At 38.3% G+C, this 15,899-nt stretch carries 15 protein-coding genes; 14 read left to right on the plus strand and 1 reads right to left on the minus strand.

Annotation, left to right across the window (positions count from 1 at the left end; genetic code table 11):
• A partial coding sequence (locus tag CJ191_RS07235) for an RNA-guided endonuclease TnpB family protein (RefSeq protein WP_102199403.1) occupies nucleotides 1-1,197 on the minus strand: 1,197 nt, incomplete at its 3' end.
• A gap of 215 nt (nucleotides 1,198-1,412) precedes the next feature.
• On the opposite strand from CJ191_RS07235, the gene CJ191_RS09290 reads away from it, so the two are divergent.
• From CJ191_RS09290 to CJ191_RS07305, 14 genes are all read left to right on the plus strand, one after another.
• On the plus strand, nucleotides 1,413-1,655 hold the full coding sequence (locus tag CJ191_RS09290; protein ID WP_246819026.1) for a hypothetical protein: 243 nt from the start codon (nucleotides 1,413-1,415) through the stop codon (nucleotides 1,653-1,655).
• 186 nt (nucleotides 1,656-1,841) lie between these two features.
• Entirely contained in the window at nucleotides 1,842-3,203 is a 1,362-nt protein-coding gene (locus tag CJ191_RS07245) for a Y-family DNA polymerase (protein ID WP_070467550.1), read from the plus strand.
• On the plus strand, nucleotides 3,196-3,675 hold the full coding sequence (locus CJ191_RS07250) for a hypothetical protein (RefSeq protein WP_070467547.1): 480 nt from the start codon (nucleotides 3,196-3,198) through the stop codon (nucleotides 3,673-3,675). The genes CJ191_RS07245 and CJ191_RS07250 overlap by 8 nt, the downstream gene beginning before the upstream one ends.
• A gap of 148 nt (nucleotides 3,676-3,823) precedes the next feature.
• A complete protein-coding gene (clpB, locus tag CJ191_RS07255; RefSeq protein ID WP_102199404.1) occupies nucleotides 3,824-6,445 on the plus strand; it encodes an ATP-dependent chaperone ClpB in 2,622 nt (873 codons plus the stop codon).
• 183 nt (nucleotides 6,446-6,628) lie between these two features.
• Nucleotides 6,629-7,240, plus strand: a complete 612-nt coding sequence (locus CJ191_RS07260; RefSeq protein ID WP_070467542.1) for an NfeD family protein — start codon at nucleotides 6,629-6,631, stop codon at nucleotides 7,238-7,240.
• Nucleotides 7,233-8,240, plus strand: a complete 1,008-nt coding sequence (floA, locus tag CJ191_RS07265; RefSeq protein ID WP_070467538.1) for a flotillin-like protein FloA — start codon at nucleotides 7,233-7,235, stop codon at nucleotides 8,238-8,240. Before CJ191_RS07260 ends, floA begins: the two co-directional genes overlap by 8 nt.
• A complete protein-coding gene (locus CJ191_RS07270; RefSeq protein WP_102199405.1) occupies nucleotides 8,240-9,118 on the plus strand; it encodes a hypothetical protein in 879 nt (292 codons plus the stop codon). The genes floA and CJ191_RS07270 overlap by 1 nt, the downstream gene beginning before the upstream one ends.
• Before the next feature lie 50 nt (nucleotides 9,119-9,168).
• Nucleotides 9,169-9,924: a sugar phosphate isomerase/epimerase family protein gene (locus CJ191_RS07275; protein WP_102199406.1), complete on the plus strand. Its 756-nt coding sequence runs from the start codon at nucleotides 9,169-9,171 to the stop codon at nucleotides 9,922-9,924.
• Nucleotides 9,925-10,083: 159 nt separating this feature from the next.
• Entirely contained in the window at nucleotides 10,084-11,226 is a 1,143-nt protein-coding gene (gene tgt, locus CJ191_RS07280; protein ID WP_070467531.1) for a tRNA guanosine(34) transglycosylase Tgt, read from the plus strand.
• Nucleotides 11,227-11,393: 167 nt separating this feature from the next.
• Nucleotides 11,394-11,780, plus strand: coding sequence for a preprotein translocase subunit YajC (yajC, locus tag CJ191_RS07285; RefSeq protein WP_070467528.1), 387 nt, complete (start codon nucleotides 11,394-11,396; stop codon nucleotides 11,778-11,780).
• A gap of 53 nt (nucleotides 11,781-11,833) precedes the next feature.
• Nucleotides 11,834-12,115: a post-transcriptional regulator gene (locus tag CJ191_RS07290; RefSeq protein WP_246819025.1), complete on the plus strand. Its 282-nt coding sequence runs from the start codon at nucleotides 11,834-11,836 to the stop codon at nucleotides 12,113-12,115.
• 430 nt (nucleotides 12,116-12,545) lie between these two features.
• Nucleotides 12,546-13,193 (plus strand): metal-dependent transcriptional regulator, encoded by a 648-nt coding sequence (locus tag CJ191_RS07295; RefSeq protein WP_070467522.1) that lies wholly within the window; start codon nucleotides 12,546-12,548, stop codon nucleotides 13,191-13,193.
• A gap of 40 nt (nucleotides 13,194-13,233) precedes the next feature.
• On the plus strand, nucleotides 13,234-14,496 hold the full coding sequence (dinB, locus tag CJ191_RS07300; RefSeq protein WP_070467520.1) for a DNA polymerase IV: 1,263 nt from the start codon (nucleotides 13,234-13,236) through the stop codon (nucleotides 14,494-14,496).
• A 33-nt stretch (nucleotides 14,497-14,529) separates the two neighbouring features.
• Entirely contained in the window at nucleotides 14,530-15,849 is a 1,320-nt protein-coding gene (locus CJ191_RS07305; protein WP_102199407.1) for a DRTGG domain-containing protein, read from the plus strand.
• Nucleotides 15,850-15,899 lie beyond the last annotated feature (50 nt).

The following is a 15,899-nucleotide window of genomic DNA, read 5'->3' on the forward strand; positions in this document are numbered from 1 at the left end:
TTTTTTCTCACTCGACAGATATCGGTGACCCAATTCTTGAATATTGATAGCTGCCACACGATCATCATTAGATTGATACCCACAATTCTGACAAGTAAACAAGTGCTTATCTTGTTGTCTATTAGCTTTATCAATTGATTCACACTTCGGACAACGTTGGGACGTAAATTGTGCAGATACTTTTAAAACTTGCGAACCACTTTCTAAAGCTTTGTACATTAACTTTTCTTCAAAATCGAAGAAACGCCAAGAATGGTGTTCATACCGTGCATCTTGCTTACGATGGTGAGTCGTGTTAAAAGTAACGTTCGTAAGATCTTCCACCACAAACAAGGTATTGGCCTCATATCGGTCAACGAGTGTCTTTGATAATTGATGGTTCACATCATTCATCCAGCGGTTCTCTCGTCTTTCAATTGCTTTAAGGCGTCTGCGACTTGATTTGGTGTTCTTCGCTTGTAAGGACTGGCGCAATTTCTTAAAATGTCGTCTTTTCTTCATCATGCTTTTACCCGAATAGAAGATAGTATGGGCTGTATCATCCGCAATAGTTAGTACCTGTCTTAAACCACGGTCAATGCCTACAATCCGTTGGATATTAGCTTCATCTGGGTCGTCTATCTCTTTGTTTGCGGATACGTGTAAGAACCACTTACCCTTACGACAGAGTAATTCAGCTTGACCGAACTTGTAACCATTCTGGCTAAATTGTTGAAGATAAGCGATATGTTGCTTATCACAAGACACTTTAATTCGTCCTTGATTGGTCGTCAGTGAATAGGTATCGTCTTGATGATAAGCGTAGTTACGATTACGTACGAACACAGCGACTGGTTGCTTAAACCCTAGGGGTTTCGTTAAATGGTAAAGGTCTTTATATAGCGTATGATATTTACCTGTATGGATATCTTTATAACGCTTAGGTTTTTGTTTAAACTGTGTTTTCACGGTCTTATATCTTGCGATTACCGTACGCATTACGGACTGGGCCATTTGCGATTGCAGCCCAAAATCCTGACGTATCTGATGATACAAGGCGTTGTGCAAAGTCGTTTGACCTAATTCAAATTCATGGTCAAAGATGTATGTCGAAACAAAATTACAAGCGTTTAAGAACTGTTGTTGGGTTTCTTCGAATTTTTCAATATCACTAACACTTGGGTATAATTGCACTTTAATCGTTTTCGTCAACTGCATCTTGTCACCTCTTTTCCCTTAAATACATCATAATATCTATTTAGAGGAAACATAAACGATAACCTAGTAAAATCAACAAAAAAGAGCTGTCTATTTCGCTAATTCCTCCTAGGTATTAATACCTAGGTTTCCTTAGCTGACAGCTTGTAAATGAAAATAATGATAAGGTCGCAGAAATACGTAAAAAGATTTCCTTATTTAGGGATAACTATAAAGTGACTTCTTTAAATTGGGATGTTAAAGGGAATATTCTTGATTTTGACTACCGTATTACGGATGAAAATGGGGACCGTATTGCTCGTATCGACCGTAAATTAATTGCTATTCGTGATACCTTTGTTATTGATATAGAAGATCATGTACCAGCTGATGTGGTGCCAATTATTTTAGGTGTCGTCATGGCTATTGACCTAGTGGTTGAACGTAAAGACGATGACGACGACAAAGATGAAGACTAGTATTGTATTTAAATAGTTGACTGAAGAAGGCTACGACCGTATGGATCGTGGCCTTTTTTATTTAAAGGGAAAAATTTCTTTGAAATCACTTGTATTTTGCGAACATACGTTCTATTATTATTTAGAACATACGTTCGATTTTTTTAAGAACGTAAATTTAAATATCTAAGCTAAGGAGGGCTAAAGATGTTTGCAAATAATGTAACATTTGATTATTCAAAGGAACCTAGTCGCGATATTTTATGTATCGATTGTAAATCATTTTATGCCTCAGTGGAGGCAGCGGCGCGTGATTTGGATCCACTAACCACAAAATTAGTGGTTATGTCCTACCATGATGCAACTGGAGGTCAAAGTAGAGGGTCAGGACTGATTTTAGCTAGCTCACCAGCAGCTAAAAAAGCGTTTAATATCTCTAATGTCACTCGAGCACGCGATTTACCTTATCCCTATCCAGATGATTTGGTGATCGTGCAACCCCAGATGCGCCTTTATATGGAGAAGAATCAAGAAATTAACCGGATTTATAAGACTTACGTAGATGAAGCCAATCACCACGTATTTTCAATAGACGAGAGTTTCTTAGATGTTACGGATTCATTGCGACTGTTTAAGGTCAGTAGTGCCTACGAAATGGCGCAGAAAATCCAAAAAGATGTCTTTGATCAAACTGGCATTTATACGACTATCGGCATCGGTGATAACCCTTTTCTAGCGAAAGCAGCCTTAGATATTGGTTCAAAAAAAGAAAAAAGCATGATTGCTGAGTGGCGATATGAAGATGTGTCCAAGACCTTATGGCAAGTTGCTGATTTAACACAAATTTGTGGTATTGGTCACCGGATGGCCCGCCGCTTACAAGGGATGGGCATTAATAATGTTTATGATCTAGCGCACTCTTCTTACTATGTATTAAAAGACAAATTAGGGGTGATGGGTGCTCAGCTTTACGCACATGCTTGGGGAATTGACCGATCTTTTCTTGGAACCCCTTATACTAGTAAAGACAAGTCTATCGGCAACAGCCAAGTCCTACCAAGAGACTACACGGATAAGGATGAAATTGCGATAGTGGTGAAGGAAATGGCCGATCAAGTTGGGACGCGGCTAAGAAGAGCTGGTGCTCAAACACAAATAGTTGGCCTTGGGATAGGCTATTCTATAGGCTATTTTGATGCGTATGGTAAAAGGGGTATCCATAAACAAATAAAGGTAAGTCCAACCAACCAAAGTAAAGTCATTGCTGAGGCAGCTTTATATTTATTGTCTTTAATCTATGACCACCAAGTAGTACGAAATATTTCTTTGTATAGCGGACAGCTTGTTTATCAGCAAGCCGTGCAATTAGATTTATTTGAATCAGAAAATAAACAAGTAGCAGATATGACAACAGATAGGATTATCGATACAATCCGTAAGAAATATGGCTTCAAAAGTCTTGTTTATGCGTCATCACTTAAACCAGGTGGTCGGGCTATTGAACGATCAAGCTTAGTTGGTGGTCATGCTGGTGGTATGGCTGGTATTGAAGGTGAGGGTCATGGATAAGCAAGATAAACCATTTTTACCGTGGACACTTCCTGAGGCAATAATAGAGGCCAAACGATCCTGGTTAAAAAGACAACAACACCCAAGAACGCGTAAACACTTTATCCCTTATAATGAGTATGAAGACCGCCCCTTTGGTATGAAGTGGGCAACAGCCTATGCTATGGATGAGTTGGTTAAGGGTATCCAGTCTAACCATGAAGATGCGACCAAAGTACCAGTCGCTTTGCCAGAAATGACGAGGGAAGCCATTGATCAAGTGTTGCAGGAAGCTTGGTTAACCCATTATCCCGTATCCATTCAATTATCATTGAAAGATGATTTAGGACGGTACTTTGATAATATTGTTGGTTGGTTTAACGGTGAATGTAATTATTTCTATTTTATTATCGGTAATCGCAAGATTTTATGGGACGATGTCCGCCATATTGCCTTGGTCAAAGAAAGTAAGTGGTCGCATATTGACCTTTAGTTTGATTTTTATCAAGCGAATTTGCTGTAAGATTGATATAACAAGCTTTTTTATTAGTAAAAAAGGTCAAAAATATCCACAATAAATGTTTGACCTATTCTGACTAAAGTGATATACTATAAGCATAAAGCAAAAGGAGTGATGTGAAATGGCAAACATGGAAATGACTACAACCTTACAAGAGGCCATCGCAAATGCCCAACAAATTGCTATGACTCGTAAACATCAAGAAATTGGGATACCCCATATGTTTACATCGTTGGTGCAACCTGGAAACTTTGCTTATGACTTTTATGAAGATTTAAATGTGCCAATGACAGCATTAACTGAAGAATTAGACCGTGAATTGGATGCAATTCCAGTGGTCCAAGGTACAAACGTACAATATGGTCAAGGTATATCACGTGGATTGGGTGAATTAATTCAAAAGGCTCAAGTACGCGCGGAAAAACATGGTGACGAATTTTTAGCTACCGAAATGGTGCTAGCGGCTATCAATGATGTAGCTTATACTGACCTAGCAAAATGGTTCAAGCAACACCAAATTACTGCAAAAGCGCTAGAAGAAAAAATTGATGATTTGAGACAGGGTGATCGTGTGACAAGTAAACAAGCAGAAGAAAATTATGAAGCTTTAGAAAAATACGGTGTCGACTTAGTCGAACAAGTAAAAGCGGGTAAAATGGATCCCATTATCGGACGAGATGAAGAGATTCGTGATGTTATTCGGATTTTATCTCGTAAATCTAAAAATAACCCTGTCTTAATCGGTGAACCAGGTGTAGGGAAAACAGCTATTATTGAAGGTTTAGCCCAACGTATTGTAAAAAGAGATGTTCCTGATAACCTTAAAGATAAGACAGTTTTTTCATTAGATATGGGTGCTTTAATTTCCGGTGCGAAATATCGTGGGGAATTTGAAGAACGGTTGAAAGCTGTTTTAAATGAAGTGAAAAAAGCGGATGGCCGTATTATCCTATTTATTGATGAAATCCATAATATTGTGGGTGCAGGTAAAACAGAAGGGTCAATGGATGCAGGTAACCTACTAAAACCAATGTTAGCCCGTGGGGAATTACACTGTATTGGTGCGACAACCTTGGATGAATACCGTAAATATATGGAACAAGACAAGGCATTGGAACGTCGTTTCCAACGTGTTTTAGTGAAAGAACCAAGTGTTGAAGATACTATTTCAATCTTGCGTGGTTTAAAAGAACGTTATGAATTACACCACGAGGTAACAATCCATGACCAAGCTCTTGTAGCGGCAGCTGAATTATCAGACCGTTACATTACTGACCGCTATTTACCAGATAAGGCACTTGATTTAGTAGATGAAGCGAGTGCTGAAATTCGTGTACAAATGAACTCATTACCGACAGAATTAGACCAAGAACGACGTCGTTTAATTCAATTAGAAATTGAAGAAAAGGCGCTTCAAGAGGAGAAAGATGAAGCAAGTAAACGTCGTCTAGCTGATCTTCAAGAAGAGTTAGCTGAAGTACGTGAAAAAACCAACCAATTAACCATGCAATGGCAAGTGGAAAAAGGTGGTATGTCAGATATTAATGCTAAACGTCAAGAAATTGACAACGCTAAACATGCTTTAGAACAAGCAGAAAATGACTACAACCTTGAAGAAGCAGCCAAATTACAACATGCAACTATTCCAAAATTGGAACAAGAATTGATAGATATGGAAAAAGCCTATCATGAGCATGCGGATAAGAGCGCGGATCGCTTAGTAGAAGAATCGGTTACAGAAGATTCAATTGCTGCTGTCGTTTCAAGGGTGACTGGTATTCCAGTAACCAAATTGGTTGAAGGTGAACGAGAAAAACTACTGCATTTAGATGACACATTACATATGCGTGTTGTGGGTCAAGATGAAGCAGTAGATAGTGTAACGAATGCCGTATTACGGTCTCGTGCAGGTGTTCAAGATCCAAACCGACCTTTAGGTTCATTCTTATTCTTAGGACCAACTGGTGTTGGTAAAACTGAATTGGCTAAGGCTTTAGCAGAAGCGATGTTTGATTCAGAGAATAATATGGTGCGTTTAGATATGAGTGAGTACATGGATAAAATTAACGTCACACGTTTAATCGGGGCAGCTCCAGGTTATGTTGGTTACGAAGAAGGTGGCCAATTAACAGAAGCTGTACGCCGTAATCCATATACTGTTGTCTTGTTAGATGAGGTTGAAAAAGCGCATCCGGATGTATTCAATATTCTATTACAAATTTTAGATGATGGTCGACTAACTGACTCACAAGGTCGCATTGTAGACTTTAAAAATACGATCATTATTATGACAAGTAACCTAGGATCAGATGCCTTGTTAGAGGGAACTGATGAAAATGGTGAAATTGAAGATGAAGCAAGAGAAACTGTACAAAATGCGTTAAAAATGCACTTTAGACCAGAGTTCTTAAATCGTATTGATGATACCATCTTATTCAGACCATTATCACACAATGATATGGACGGTATCGTACGCAAGATGTTAGCTCAATTAAGTGACCGCCTAGCGAGTCAAGAAATTGCTGTAACATTTAGTGACGAATTAGTTAGCTGGATTGGTGATACTGCTTATGATCCACAATTTGGTGCACGACCATTACGTCGTTTCATCACCAACCAAGTGGAAACCCCAGTAGCACGTGCAATTATTGCAGGTACTATCAGTAAACAACACGCAGTGAATATCTCAATTGATGAAAATCATGAAATCGATTTTGATGTAACACCATTAGTTGAAGATTAACGCTACATAAAGTAAAAAAATAAATAAACTCCCCCCCCCACAGTCGCTAGTAATATAGGTCTGTGGGGGCTTTTTTCATAAATGAACATAAAGCATGATACTAGTTAAAATAAGTTATCATTATGAAAGCGGTCTTTCTATATGGTAAAATATATAGTATAGAAGATACATGGAGGTGGAGAAATGGAGACGTTGTTATTTTCCATTGGTATCCTAGCCATTATCGCTGGTATGATGACGCGTCATTATATGCTGGGTGGCATTGTTGGTGCGGGATCATTCTTACTGTATTTTGGTTTGTATGATAATGGGTCATGGTTGTCTTTGCTGTTGTTTGCTTTAGGGACAATTTTGATTATTTCTGAAGTATTTTTACCTACTTATGGGATATTGGGCATTGTTGGGTTATTGGTCGGTTCCTGGGGGTTAATAGGCCAAACGGCTGAAATCGGTGATACAATTGTCGATTTAACGATTGGTATAGTTGTGGGCATTGTGGCTTTTTACATTTTAGTGAAGTTAGGTTATCGTATTCCTTTTAATGACCAAATTGTACTGAAGACATCGTTGAACAAGGAACGTGGGTATCAATCACAGCGTGTGTCAGTTGCGGATTATGTATCCAAAGAAGCTGTAACACTGACGCCTTTGCGACCAACCGGAAAGGCTACGTTTACTGATGGACAGATTTTAGAAGTCATGAGTGATAATGAAGTGATAGGTAGTGACGAGCGTGTGGTTGTTGTGAGTGTTCGGAACAATCAGTTATTAGTAAGGAGAGTGAACCATGTATAATTCATATGGAAATACGACAAGTATTTGGGGCATTTTGATTTTAGCTATCATTATTCTAGTTATTTTAACGCTGTTCTTTACCTTTGTGCCAGTTGGCCTTTGGGTAACTGCATATTTCTCAGGGGTAAAGGTAGGGATTGGCGATTTAGTCGGCATGCGGCTACGTCGTGTGAATCCAAATCATATTATTAAACCGATGATCAAAGCAACAAAAGCTGGATTAACGCTTGATTTAAATGATTTAGAAGCCCACTATTTAGCAGGTGGGGATATTAATATGGTTGTGGATGCCTTAATCGCAGCCCAACGTGCGAATATTGATCTAGAATTTGAACAAGCTGCGGCTATTGACTTAGCAGGTCGTGACGTGTTTGAGGCCGTTCAAGTATCAGTAAATCCTAAGGTGATTGAAACACCGATTATATCAGCGGTTGCGATGAATGGTATTGAAGTGCGTGCGAAAGCGAAAGTAACTGTTCGTGCGAATATTGAACGTTTAGTTGGGGGTGCTGGTGAATCTACGATTATTGCCCGTGTTGGTGAAGGTATTGTGACCACTGTCGGTTCATCAGCAACACATTCAGAAGTTTTGGAAAATCCAGATGCGATTTCACAAACTATTTTGCGAAAAGGTTTAGACTCAGGGACAGCATTTGAAATTTTATCTATTGATATTGCGGATGTAGATGTAGGTCGTAATATTGGGGCTAAACTTCAAGCAGAGCAAGCAGAAGCGGATAAACGAATTGCCCAAGCCAAGGCTGAAGAACGTCGTGCGATGGCGGTTGCTCAAGAGCAAGAAAATATTGCGAAAACACAAGAAATGCACGCTAAAGTTGTAGAGGCACAATCTCAAGTACCAGAAGCCTTAGCTGAGGCCTTTAGAAATGGTAAAATTGGGGTAATGGATTATTACAATATGCAAAATATTCAAGCAGATACGAAGATGCGTGAAAGTCTTTCTGAAGGAGAAACTGAACATCATTCAGGTGATCAATAATGGAACTGATAGGTATTTTGATATTTGTTTTTGGATTAGCTTCTAGTTTCTATGAAGCATATCAAAAAAAGCGAAAGACGGAAGCTAGGAAGGAGGCGCGACGCTTTGATGCGTCGAATGCGCCTTCAAGAATGAGTGAAAATGGGGTAAATCCTAAAAAACATACTCGCCAGACACGAATCCCTAATAGACAGCAACAGGCTCATAAACCTAAAACGTTGGGCGACTATCTTAAACAAGCGCAAAATTATTTAGATGAAGTCGATACAGCTGGTCAAACATCTATTGAAGAGTTGACAGTAGAGAAGATGGACACGCGTAAGCCAAATACACAGGCAAGAAAGGGAAGAAACGCGGGGCAGCAAAAGCGAGGGCAGAAATTTGCGCAGCAAAGCCAAGCGCTTCGGGCACAGAAACGTCATCACCAACAGGCAACTTTAAATCAAACAGATGCACATCAAGAGAGGGCATTTGTAGCTGAGGGGAATGACTTTGATGCGTCAAATCAATTTGTAAATGACACTAGTTATTCTGGAGAAGGGGCAATATCTTCTGAAGGGCCAATTGATCTTACAGGTATCTCTAATGAGCAATATTTTGACCAAGCACTGGCAGCGAATGACATTGAACTCGGTAAAGCCTTGCAGGAAATGGAGAAAATGTATGCACGTGAAGCCAACCGCTTAGATGAAGAGTTAAATCATTTATTTGCGGAAATGGAAGATCCTAGTAAAGACTTAAAGAGCATCAATAAAACCAAGAGAAAGACAGAGAAAGCACGAGAAATATTTGCTTTAACCAGTCAAGACGATCTAAAACGTGGTATATTATTAAAAGAAATACTGGACAAACCGTTATCAAAACGTCACCAAGCCTAGCTTGGTGATTTTACTTTACAAAGGTTAAAATCAGAGAGGATGTATACATAATGAATTGGGTTTTAAATACAATTGCCTATGGTGATTTGATGGACCAAGATGCTTTTGGTCAATTAGATATCATTGATTCTGTAGAAGGTCTAGGGTTTGACTATATTGAATTGAGAAGTGAATACTTTGATGGGACAGACCAAGAATTGGCTGATTTAAAACTAGCGACCAAAGAAGCCGGATTAACTGTTTTTCTTTCAGTACCAGCGCCTTTATTTACAGATGGCATATTAAACCCTGAATTAGAAAACTATTTTGAATGGGCTACTGCTGTAGGTGCTGTACAATTAAAAGTAAACTTAGGTGCCTTTAATCCGGAATCAGTAACAGCAGATATGACAGCAGTAAATAACTTCATTGAACGCTATGGTGTATCACTAGCATTGGAAAATGATAACACACAACAAACTGGCGCTAGCAATTACTTTAAAGCCTTTCTACAAAAATACGGCAATGAAGAAATAGGCATGTGCTTTGATGTGGGGAATTTCTTATTTTTTGATGAAGATCCGCTAGCAGCGGTAAAAAATGTCTTACCACTGATACGTTATGTACATTTAAAACAAGTGGCCAAAGCGACCAATACCAGCTTAGCTGGATTATCAGTAGGGGATGTGGATATTGTAGGTATTTTAGAAGTGCTTGATTCAGAAGTGCCAGTTACGGTTGAGTGTCAATATAAGGCCACTGATATCTTAGAAGTTGAAGGGCAAATTCAAAATGATATTGAAAATATTTTGTCAGCTTTAAAATAAATTAGGCTAAAAATGCCTAGGCAAGGTCTGTGGCTCTTGCTCGCACGATGGATGCATGTTACCATTATTTAGTTATCAATATGTTGGACTAGACGAAAAAACTAGTCGTTTACACATGATCAGTTTCACTGCATATGTGGTAGAAAGAAAGGAATTCTAATGACGAGTAGTGCATTAAAATATACATTACATAAGAAAGAAAAGCATACCGGAGCGCGATTGGGTCAAGTGGAAACACCTCATGGCACTATTGAAACGCCAGTGTTTATGCCTGTTGGTACGCAAGCTTCTGTGAAGGCTGTGTCTCCTGAAGAATTAAATGATATGAATGCCCAAATCATTCTATCAAATACCTATCATTTGTGGTTACGTCCAGGTGACGACTTAGTTAAAGAAGCTGGTGGTTTACACCAATTCATGAACTGGGATAAACCAATTTTAACAGATTCAGGTGGTTTCCAAGTTTTTTCACTTGCAGATTTTCGTAAGATTGAAGAAGAAGGGGTAACCTTCAAATCACATTTGGACGGCAAAACGTTATTCTTATCACCTGAAAAAGCGATTCACATCGAAAACAACTTAGGTGCGGATATTATTATGTCATTTGATGAATGTCCAGACTTCAACCATGACCATGCTTATGTTGAAAAATCTATTCATCGTACGACACGTTGGGCTGAACGTGGTTTAAATGCCCACCAACGTCCAAATGACCAAGCTTTATTTGGTATTTTACAAGGTGCAGGCTATAAAGATTTACGCCTACAACATGCAAAAGATATGATAGGGCTAGATTTCCCGGGTTACTCAATCGGAGGATTATCAGTTGGTGAATCTAAGGAAGATATGTATCAAGTTTTAGATTATCTAACACCTGTTATGCCTGAAAATAAACCCCGTTACTTGATGGGGGTGGGCAGTCCGGATGCCTTAATTGAAGGGGTCATTCGTGGTGTCGACATGTTTGACTGTGTATTACCAACTCGTATTGCTCGTAATGGTACAACAATGACTAGTCAAGGTCGTGTGGTAATCAAAAATGCACAATATGCGCGTGATTTTAGCCCATTAGATCCAAATTGCGATTGCTATACTTGCCGTAATTACACACGTGCATATATACGCCACTTACTGAAAGCAAATGAAACATTCGGTTTACGTTTAACATCTATTCATAACTTGCACTTCTTGATTAACTTTATGGCGCAAATAAAAGATGCTATACGTGAAGATCGTTTATTAGACTTTAGAGATGAATTTTTCTTACAGTATTATGGTAAGGTACAGAAGACAGCCTTTTAGATCAAGCACTTTTTTAGAAAAAGGACCAAGTTTGCTTTTGTTAAAACTTTCGTGATACAAGATTAAGCTAATGAAATTAGTGGATGCTTTATGGTACGATTATACTAATGATGAAAAATTAATGGTTGATTTATAAATAAATAATCAAATAGGAGGTAATCCTTTTAATGGGAACAGTATTATATATCATTGTTTTAGTGGCTTTAATGTACTTCATGTTAATTAGACCACAACAAAAACGACAAAAAGAAACACAAGAAATGATGGCTGCAATGGCAGTTGGTGATTCTGCAGTAACAATTGGTGGGTTACATGGTGTTATTGCTGAAATCGATGAAGTAAACAATACGATTACTTTAGATTGTGAAGGCATCTACCTAGTATTTGACCGTCGTGCAATTGCGCGCACACAAAAGGCAGATCCAATGAACACTAAAGAAGCAAATGATATTGTAAGCGATGCTGCTGAAGAAGAAGCACATGAAAGCGAAGTAATCGTTGAAGATGCTCAAGATGTAGAAGTAGGCGACCAACAAGAGAACGATCAAAACTAGTCACAGCATTTGCTGGATTCAGGATGATTGAACCTTTCGTTACGGAGGCCATTATGAAAGTTTCGAACTTTGAATTCCTCTGTCTTCGTCCATGGTTTCTTTCAAAATCTCAAAGTATTAAAAAACAAGGGTATAATGGGATAGAATGGCAAGACATTGAAGAATATTTTAAAGACTTTGCGTGGAAACGGCAGGCACCAAGGAAATTTAGGTCCCGCGTGCAAGAAATTAAGCAATTACATGCAAATGACTATTTAGATTATGCAAAACTACAAGCCACAGTATATGATGTTCATCCCTTAGATGAAATGAATATTGATGACTTGTTGAAATAGTATAAGTCCACAAAATGAGAGAGGCTGGGAAAAAACATCCCAGCCTTTCTTTGCTATATAAGAGCGTTTGTAATCGACTTTCTAAAGTCAGCATTGCCCGATACTGCCTAAAATGCGCAATAAGATTGCGTTATTATTTGGATTTTGGTCCGGTACGTCAATTCTAAACGTCTTTTGTTATACTTTCTTTTTAATGATGGAAAGTGAATATATTTTAGATGTAAAGCTGGTCAGTCAAAGCCTTTAAAATAAGCTACTATTGCAGTTATCAATGCTATAAAAAATAGATAAAAAATCTGGATTAAAAAAATCTATAGAAACAATTTTTTTAGGTATATCTATAAAAAAAGACTATGGATTTTTCCAAATCACCTAAAATTAAGGTATAATAATAATGATTAGCGTAACCAATAAAGAAAGGTGATTAGCCATGTCTAAAAGTAGAGAAGATTATATGAAAGTCATTTTTGAGTTTGGTGGCAACATGGACCGAGTGGGCAATAAAGCAATCAGTGAAGCTTTGAATATCTCTGCAGCCTCCGTAACCGAAATGATTTCTAAATTACAAGAAGAAGGTTGGGTCACCTACGTTCCTTACCAAGGTGTGCAATTAACTGAAGAGGGCGCCAAAATGGGGGCATCATTAGTTCGCCGCCACCGCTTATGGGAAATGTTCTTGTATGAAAAATTGGGTTATAACTGGGACCAAGTCCATGAAGAAGCTGAACAATTAGAACATACAGGAACTGAATTCTTTATAGATCAATTAGATGCCTTTTTAGGGAATCCAGTATATTGTCCGCATGGTGGGGCTATTCCTAATAAAGATGGTGTGATGGCTAAGGAAGCGATGACTCCCCTATCTGATTTAGCTGTAGGGGATAAGTTCAAAATCCGACGTGTAACGGATGATAAGGACTTATTGAACTATTTAGATAAACTAAATGTCAAATTAGACAAAAAATATACTATTGATGAAATTGAAGCTTTTGATAAGTCGTTTACGATTGTTCGTAAGGGAGAAAGTATTGTGTTAAATCCTAAAGCGACCGTAAATATTTTTGTAGACGAAGATTAACTCATCGTAAATGACCCAATTTAAAAAGGGGGCAAGTATCTTGCGTACGATAGGCATATTATCATTTGATGATCCTAAAATTGATGGTTCAAGAAAAATATTGCATGTCGATATGGACGCCTTCTTCGCTTCCGTTGAGCAACGAGACAATCCTGCTTACCGAGGTAAGCCTGTGATTATCGCGCGACATCCTAAAGAGAATTCTGGTAAAGGTGTTGTATCGACTGCTTCATATGAAGCACGAAAATATGGGGTTCACTCAGCTATGTCTGCAGCTGAAGCTTATCGTCTGTGCCCACAAGGGATATTTGTATCCGGTAATTATGCTTTATACCAAGAAGTTTCTGAACAAGTACGAGCCATTTTCAAACGATATACAGACAAGATTGAACCTGTATCAATTGATGAAGCTTATTTAGATGTTACAGACAATAAAAAAGGGATTCCTTATGCCATGGATGTGGCGAAGGAAATTCAAGAAACCATATATAATGAATTGAAACTTACTTGTTCAATTGGGGTTTCTTATAATAAATTTATCGCCAAGCTCGCTTCCGATTACCGTAAACCTTTTGGGATGACGGTCATTACGCCTAAACGGGCGATCCCATTTCTAGAACAGCTACCTATCGAAGATTTTTATGGAGTGGGTAGACGGTCAGCTGAAAAGATGCATAAACTAGATATTTATACGGGTGCTGATTTAAAAAAGTTATCTCAAGATGAGTGTATACAGTATTTTGGTAAGGCCGGATTAGCCTTATATGAGCGGGTTCGTGGGGTGGATAATCGACCAGTAAAAGTTACGCGGATCCGTAAATCTATCGGTAAAGAACGGACATTTTATCCCTTCTTATATCATGACAGCGAGGTAGAAGATTACTTACGAAAATTAGCGCATGCTGTTAGTGAAGCATTGGGTAAAAAGGGGATGCACGGGAAAGTTGTGACCTTAAAATTTAGGAACGCTGCTTTCGATACAGTTACAAGGCAGACATCTTTGATTGATGCGATTTCAGATAGCCAGGAAATTTATTTTTACGCTTTAGACCTATGGCAGACATATGGAGATGTCAGTCAAGGTATTCGTCTACTAGGTATTACAGTAAGTGATTTATCGCAGGTGGCTTTTGAAAATATTCGCTTAAATCTATTTGATAATAACCAGAAACAAGTGGGCCCACTCACTTATAAAGCCTATTCACAATTATCAAATAACATTAATCAAACAAATGATAAAAACATAGCGCCTGTCCCAGATCAAATATCAACTGAAGAGGTAAATGATGATATATCAAAATAATTGGATCAGACGTTAAATGGAGGAGTATAAGCAATGGCAACTAAACATGAACAAATTATCCAGTATATTAAAAATCTCCCCATCGATACCAAAATTTCGGTTAGAACTATCGCACGCAATCTAAAGGTGTCAGAGGGAACTGCTTATCGTGCGATTAAATCAGCAGAACATTTACATTTAGTCGCGACGAGAGAGCGGGTGGGTACTATCCGAATTGAAGAGAATGAAAACCGGCGTATGCATCATTTAACGATCGAGGAAATGATCAATGTTACAGATTGTCAGGTACTTGGTGGTGCTTCAGGACTCAATCGTCAGGTGCGAAAATTCATTATAGGGGCAATGGAAGCAGATGGTATGCGGCGTTATATTGAACCCGATTCTCTTATTATCGTTGGAAACCGTGAAGAAATTCAAAGAATTGCTTTGGAAAATGATGTTGCAGTACTTATTTCTGGTGGTTTTAAACCTTCAGAGGCGATTGTTGATTTGGCTAATGATCGAGAAGTCCCTTTACTAGGTGTTTCTTTTGATACCTATGCAACTGCAACTTTGATTAACAAAGCTATGATTGAGCGGTCCATGCAGAAAGATATTTTATTGGTTGAAGATATTTATATCCCGCTTGAACAGACACAGTTTTTATATATAGATGATACGATTACTGCCTACCGGAAATTGTCAGAAAATTCTGGTCATACGCGTTTTCCAATCTGCGAGCGAGATGGTAAGTTAGCCGGGATTTTGACTGCCAAAGATATCTTAGATTTTTCACCAGAGACTCATTTGGCTAAGGCAATGACACCAACACCTATATCTGCTAAGAAGCCAATGAGTGTGGCTTCAATTACACATATGATGATTTGGGATGGCTTAGAAATTCTACCTGTAGTGGATGAAGAGGATTATTTAAAAGGGATCTTATCTAGACAAGATGTCTTGCGAACATTACAGTATACCCAGCAAACAGAACAAAGCGAAAATCGTATTGAGATGCTATTAGCTGATAAATTAAAGTTTGTTGCGCAAAACGAGGATATGACAAAAGCGCGTTACCGATTCTTAAGTGATGTGTCATTAACAGACGATTTTGGGGCCTTATCTAATGCCTTACAGGATAGTATTATCCAACTATCGGTAAAGCAGTTTGTTAAGAAGCTACAGGGGAAATCAATCGTTGTGGATAAGGTAAGTGTCTATTATTTAAAATTAGTCCCCTTACAATCTACTATCGATATTGTGTTAGAATTCCTAGATGTCTCTAGACGATCAATGGAAATTGATATTACCGTTTATCATGGTAAACAAGTGATGACAAAAGCTTTGGCAAGTGTAAAAACTCTGACAAATTAATGACGAATTTACTAAACAAGGGTATAATTTAATGACAGAAAAATTTTTAG

This window comes from Aerococcus viridans (assembly GCF_002871935.1).
In the GTDB taxonomy this organism is placed as follows: domain Bacteria; phylum Bacillota; class Bacilli; order Lactobacillales; family Aerococcaceae; genus Aerococcus; species Aerococcus viridans_B.